The organism is Alcanivorax sp. HI0083 (assembly GCF_001635175.1).
In genome coordinates this window covers 1-5,831 of record NZ_LWFX01001119.1, presented here as the reverse complement: position 1 = coordinate 5,831, position 5,831 = coordinate 1, and the positions used below count along the sequence as shown (strand labels likewise).

Annotated in this window: 5 protein-coding genes and 1 pseudogene; 1 reads left to right on the top strand and 5 read right to left on the bottom strand. The window is 57.9% G+C overall.

From position 1 onward, the window contains the following. The 3 genes from A3754_RS15565 to A3754_RS15555 all read right to left on the bottom strand — a co-directional run. A partial coding sequence (locus A3754_RS15565) for a hypothetical protein (protein ID WP_156497019.1) occupies positions 1-258 on the bottom strand: 258 nt, incomplete at its 3' end. Between the two features lie 306 nt (positions 259-564). After that, entirely contained in the window at positions 565-816 is a 252-nt protein-coding gene (locus A3754_RS15560; RefSeq protein ID WP_363970953.1) for a YgjP-like metallopeptidase domain-containing protein, read from the bottom strand. Between the two features lie 339 nt (positions 817-1,155). Next, positions 1,156-1,329 (bottom strand): hypothetical protein, encoded by a 174-nt coding sequence (locus tag A3754_RS15555; RefSeq protein WP_231880486.1) that lies wholly within the window; start codon positions 1,327-1,329, stop codon positions 1,156-1,158. Positions 1,330-1,428: 99 nt separating this feature from the next. On the opposite strand from A3754_RS15555, the gene A3754_RS15550 reads away from it, so the two are divergent. Further along, positions 1,429-2,073, top strand: a complete 645-nt coding sequence (locus A3754_RS15550; RefSeq protein WP_231880648.1) for a lysophospholipid acyltransferase family protein — start codon at positions 1,429-1,431, stop codon at positions 2,071-2,073. A gap of 124 nt (positions 2,074-2,197) precedes the next feature. On the opposite strand, the gene A3754_RS15545 is transcribed toward A3754_RS15550, so the two are convergent. Continuing rightward, on the bottom strand, positions 2,198-5,248 hold the full coding sequence (locus tag A3754_RS15545) for a parallel beta-helix domain-containing protein (RefSeq protein ID WP_231880647.1): 3,051 nt from the start codon (positions 5,246-5,248) through the stop codon (positions 2,198-2,200). A gap of 75 nt (positions 5,249-5,323) precedes the next feature. Next, positions 5,324-5,831 (bottom strand): annotated as a pseudogene (locus A3754_RS27765) (hypothetical protein); the annotation flags it as partial.

The window sequence follows — 5,831 nt, the reverse complement described above, 5'->3', positions numbered from 1 at the left end:
CGGGCGGTAATTGATTTCCTTGTCCGAGCGCTTGTGTTCCAGCCAGCGCATCACGGCTTCGATGTCGGCGCCGGTGACGCTGTCACCGTCTTCAAAGCGGAGCAGGTTTTCGAGAAGGACTTTGAGGGAAAAGGGGAGCTTGCTGAGATCACCCCAGCCTTTGTCGGCGACCGCATTGATATCGAAATAATGATAGGTCTTGCCGTTGGCTTGCAGCGTTTTTTTGCTGTTCAGGGTGTCCTGGCCAATCCGTGTCACTACACACCTCCTGGGCTCTGATTGGAGTCCCGCGCGGGCGGAAATAGAACGGCCGCCAATGCGGAACACTGGCGCAGGATCAGTACAACATTGCCACAAACCTAGGCACTGATGACCCTGCGTTATGACGTTAAGTCATTTCATACTACGCCCTTATGGCGGAGACATGAAACTGCCGGCCATGGTCTTTTCTGATATTCGCGATTGATAATGTAAATGCTTGTTGAATAAAGAGGTTTTTGACGTTTTCGTGCTGTTGGAGTGGGGCGTCAGGGGGCAATCTGGTTCTTGCCGGCGGTGCCTGTGTCAGCGGTTGCGTGTGTCCTGCCAGAGAAGCCAGAGCCGGGTATCCAGTTCCAGTTGATGGTAGTCCGGCGCCATGTGCGAACAGAGCTGATAAAACGCCTTGTTGTGGTCGGTTTCTTTGAAGTGAGCCAGTTCGTGGACCACGATCATGCGCAGAAAGGCTTCCGGCGCTGCCTTGAACTGGCTGGCGATACGCAGGCTGTTATGGCTGCGTAATTTGCTGCCGTGAATGCGGGTGTGCCGGGTATGCATGCCAGGGAGCCTCTGACTCACCCCTTGCATGCTCAGCGTGACCTGAAGTGTGCAGCTGTTGTGTTTCGGCACGACGGGCAGGGTGGTTCCCTTTACTAGTGGCGAAGCGCAGCAGATGTGCGCTTCAGGTCTCGCCCTACGGGGCTTTCAGGCTGGTCCGCACTCGTTGTTGCCCTTTCTCGACAGGCAACCAGCATGCCTTTAAAAGTGCGCCTAGATTGCGAACCAGCCTGAAAGCCTGAGTATACAAGGGGTGAGTCAGAGGCTCCCACGCGCCTGACTCAGCGTTTTCAGCTTGGCATCGTAATGGGCTTTGCCCAGTGGTGGCGCCTTGCGCAGCTATTGTTGCTTGAGGGGGTTGGCGTATTGAAACAGGGCCTTGTCACCTTGAATCTCATGCTTGTCGGGATAGCGCTGTTGCAGATAATCCCCCAGCTGCCCCTGGTCCAGCAGGATTTGGGCCTGTTGCTGGATCTGGGCGGGGTAGCCTGTCAGGTAGTGCAGGGTGTCCATGGGCCGGTTATCGCCTTGTGAGTGCGTTGGGCGTTAGTGCCAATGTGATCATTGGGCCGCGTGCGTATGATCGCCGCTCTCTTTGCAATGGACAATCCCATGCCATCAGCCCTGGACTCTGATTATCCCCGTCGCGGAAATGCCTTCTCCCGGTGGCTTGCCCGTGGCTTTTTGCGCCTGGCAGGCTGGCGGGTGACCAACCCCATGCCGGCGGTGCCCAAGGCGGTAATTATCGGCGGGCCGCATACGTCCAACTGGGATGGCATTTATACCCTGGCGGCCATGATGCAGCTGGGGCTGGATGCTCACGTGATGATCAAGGACAGCGCCTTCAAGGGGCCGTTTGGGGCCATTCTGCGCTGGATGGGGGCGTTGCCCATTGCCCGGCACAAGGCGGGTGGTGTGGTTGAGCAGACCGTGGAGCAGTTTAATAGCCGCGACAAGCTGGTGATGGTGGTGGCGCCGGAAGGCACCCGGGGCGGGGCGACACAATGGAAGACCGGCTTCTACCGGATCGCCCAGCAGGCGGGTGTGCCGATTGTGGTGGCCACTGCGGACTACCGGAAAAAGGAAATTACCTTTGCTCGCGTGATTGAGCCGTGTGGCGATGTAGAGAAGGATCTGGCCGAAATTTTTCAATGCTATGCGGCCATTCATCCGCGTCATCCGGACAAATTGTCTGCACCGTTGAAAGCCATTCGAGATAAAAAGAAGAGCGCTGGACGCCAAACGCCTGATGCCTGATGCCTGACGCGTATAGCGGCCGCAGAGCGGCTAGGGTCTGTTAACAGGCCCTAAGAACCCTCCCTTTGCAGGGAGGGGGTGTTGCACTCCCCTCCGATGGTGCCGGAGAGGAGGGAGGGGGCTATCAGTTACAGGCGCTAGCGTTCGTATAGCTGCTATCCACCACATTATTGATCCACTGATCCATCAGCGCGGTGGCTTCGCCATGGGCAACGCTGCGGGCAATCGGTGGCATCATTTTCTGCGGATCATCTTCTGCAGCGACGCGACAGGAGACGATGGAGCTGCCTGCGCTGCCGGGAACCAGTACATGCTGGCGACCACAGGAGCCGCCGCCGGTGGCCGTGGGCTTCTTGCACACCCCGTAGCTGGCGTTCACATCGCGGAAGTGATCCAGGTAATAACCGGTGTTGGACGCGGCGCCCTTGTCGTTGTGGCAGTGCTGACAGTTCACTTCCAGATAGGCACGCACACGGCTTTCGATATCCGCCGCTGAGTTGGCGGTTTCACCGCTGTCACCGGGCACATTCCAGCGCGGCAAGTGCTCAATGTTGGTGGCCACCCCATTGCTGATGGTCAACTCCGGCACGCCGGTCAGAATCCCCAGATCTTTCCACTGCTTGATCTGGTTTACCGCCGGGAAGCCGGCCTGACCGCTGGTGCCCATAAAGGCAGATTCTGCTTTGTAGGCACGGTTCAGGTTACGCGGCTTGGGCCCAATGGGGGCACTGCCAGCCGGTTGGTCATCATTGGCGTGACAGGTCACGCACTGGTTACCGTTAGGAATGGTGTAACCATCGGTGCTGCCGGTGAGCAGGGTGTTGGAATCCGCATCACGGTAATGCCAGGCAACCGACGCGGTGCCCCCGTTCATGGCCAGACGCGCAACCCTCTTGCCGTCTTCTTCTTCCCAGATGTAGGGCAGGCCTACCCAGACGGCGCTGTCCTGGCTGTTTCTGCGTTTGATCAGCAAGCGGGTTTCTACCGGGACTTCGGTGCCCTGGCTTTCATCGGTGAAAGCAAAGGTTTTGGCAATCACGGTGCCTTCCGGGAACACGATGCTGCCGTTAACGTTGTTGCCGTCCTGGCCATCGCTGTACACCGCCTGCTCGCCGGGGGGGACAAACACGACCCGGTACTTGGTTGAGTAGTCAGAGAACAGCTTGGTGTTCAGCACAAAGGGCTGGCCACTTTCATTGGGCATGCTGCGTGGATCTTGCGCATCGGCAAACAGGTTGTACTGATCCAGCGTCGGGCAGTTGTAGTTCAGTGCTTCGCGGTTGATCTCGCCGTCGGCAACTTCAGCGCTACAGTAGAACTCTACAACTTCATCCGACGGTGCAGGGTCAAATTCACCGCTGGGCTCGAAGGGCGGAATTTCTACCCGCGGCAATGATGGCAACGTTTTGCCAAAACGGGCCTGGCAATCATGATCAGACAGATTGGTGTCCGAAGGCAGGTTGAGCAGCCCTTCCAGCACATCTAGCAGGCCTGTGGGAGACAGAATGGAAAAATCCTGTTCCGCAATGGCCAGTACCAGTTCCAGGCCATCGGTACCATGGAAGTTCAGATAGGGTGCGCTGTCGCTGTCCAGATCGTTATCGTGGATACAGGAACCCCACTCCGGCTGAATCCGCGCTTTGTTCTCGTCAAATTTGTAGGCGTTGTAGTGGCAGCTGGGGTTGGGGTGCTCGTTGGTATGGATAGGCTTGCCGCTGTCCCACATGGGAACCGGATCGCCGTTGCTGTCCACCGGGTAGGGGCAGTCTTCGTCCAGATCATCGCGCAGGCCGTCCCAGACAATGTGTGCCCCTTTGCCCAGATTGAGTATGTTTGTCAGGCTGCCCAGCAGTTGAGTCGGGTCGTTGAGGGTGGGCAGGTTTTTCAGCCCGATCAGGGTGGGTAGCACGCTTTCTACTTCGCCGTNTGCCAGTTTTTCCAGGTCCGGTGGTGGCAGGTCATAACCGGAATTTTTCATGACGTTATTGTGGATGTGCAGCCCTTCGGTATAAGGGTCGAGTTTTTTATCGGCGGTATTGTTTTTGCCATCAATCAGTTCATAGCTGGCGTAGATAACGGCCGCGGTGCTGTGATCTTCAAAGGTGTTGTTGAGCACTTCGATGTTGTCGTAGCCGAGGGTAATAAAACCGGTGCCGCGGGGTACTACCGATACCAGGCCGCTGTGGGCAAAGTTGTAGGTGTTGTTGTTGCGAGCCACGTTGTTGATCATTACCGAGGTATCACCGTAGCGGGTGATGTTTTCCAGGTCGTAGATCAGGAAGGCGCCGGTATTACATTCGGCGATGTTGTTGTCGTACTCGCCGCCCTGAACGTTTTCGATTTCAAAACCCATCACGTTATAGGCCGCACGGCTGTCGCGGATGATGGCGGTGTTGGTCTGGCCCACATAAATGCCGGCATCGCTGGCGCCAATGGATTCACTGCCTTCCACCAGAATGTTTTCTGATTCTACCGGGTAGATCCCGTAGCGGCCGCTGGCGGAGCTAGGCACATAATCCGGGGTGGGATCGCCTTCATTGAACGGCGGGTTGGTACAGGAAACGTGCACGCGTTCCGCGTAGTTATCTGCGGTGATCGGTTCGCCACCGCCGGACCAGATGGCCCGCACGTTGCGCAGTGTGCCCCATTTGACACTTTTGAGTTTGAAGGCATCCCCCGGGGAATCCAGGATGGTCAGGTCTTCCACGGTAATGCCGCGAATGTTCAGGGCTTCCAGGCCGGTCACGTTGACACTGTCCTTGAACGACAGAATGGTTTCGTCTTTGCCGCAACCTTTGATCAACACATCTTCGGTGGCCTGGATCAAGATACCCTGGTCCAGTTCGAAGTAGCCGCACTCGAATTGCAGGGTGTCTTTTGGACGTAGCTGGACCATGGCATTGACCATGTCTTCGGTGGCGTCTTCACCGGGGCTGATGAGGAACGTTCGGCCAACGGTATCGGGGGGCGTTTCTCCGCCATCATCCGGATCGGTGCCTGTGCCACCATCGTCGCCGCCGTCATCATCCCCCCCGCCATCATCGCCGCCGTTGTCAGGATTGTTGGGTGTGGCGGGGTTGTTGGCTGCCGGTGTATTGCTGCCGTCGCCTCCGCACGCGGTGAGTACCAGAGTGGCTGCCAGTGCGATGGCAGGCCAGAATCGGTTGATGTTCATGGTCAGTTCCCCGTTGTCATTTTTTGTTTCTGCTTCCCGAAAAGCGCGCTGTTTCATGTGCCGGATTGATGGCCGCTATTGAGCGGCCTGCTCCAGTCGTTCCCACATGCGTATGTAGGCTTCTGCCGAGGTGAACAGCTGGTTCACCGCGTCGTCGATTTCTTCTTGCGGGCGATCGCTGTTGAGCATCATGTCGGCTATCTGGTCCGCATAGAGTCCGTAGTGCGCCACGCCCCGGCCTTCGTAAAGGCTGAAGGCGTGGTCACCGGTGGTTTGTTTGTCGAATTGCACGCGGCCATCCACCGAGGTGAAGGGATAAAGCTCGGCTTCCTGATCGGGTGTGCCGGGGTTGCCGGCCAGATTGGCAATGCCGTTGACGTCAGACGCAAACGGGGCGCCACCGAAGGGGCCAACCTTGAAGGCCGGGTCGCGGGGGCGGTTGCCGTCGCGGGTCAGCTGGTCTACCCAGTTGCCGCGCACGCTACCGAAGGACGCCGTCACGCCCCCCTGGCTGGCGATCTGGTCGCGCAGGGCTTCGGTGCCGGTCCAGTTGCCATGGCTGTTGATAATCGGGTAATCGCGT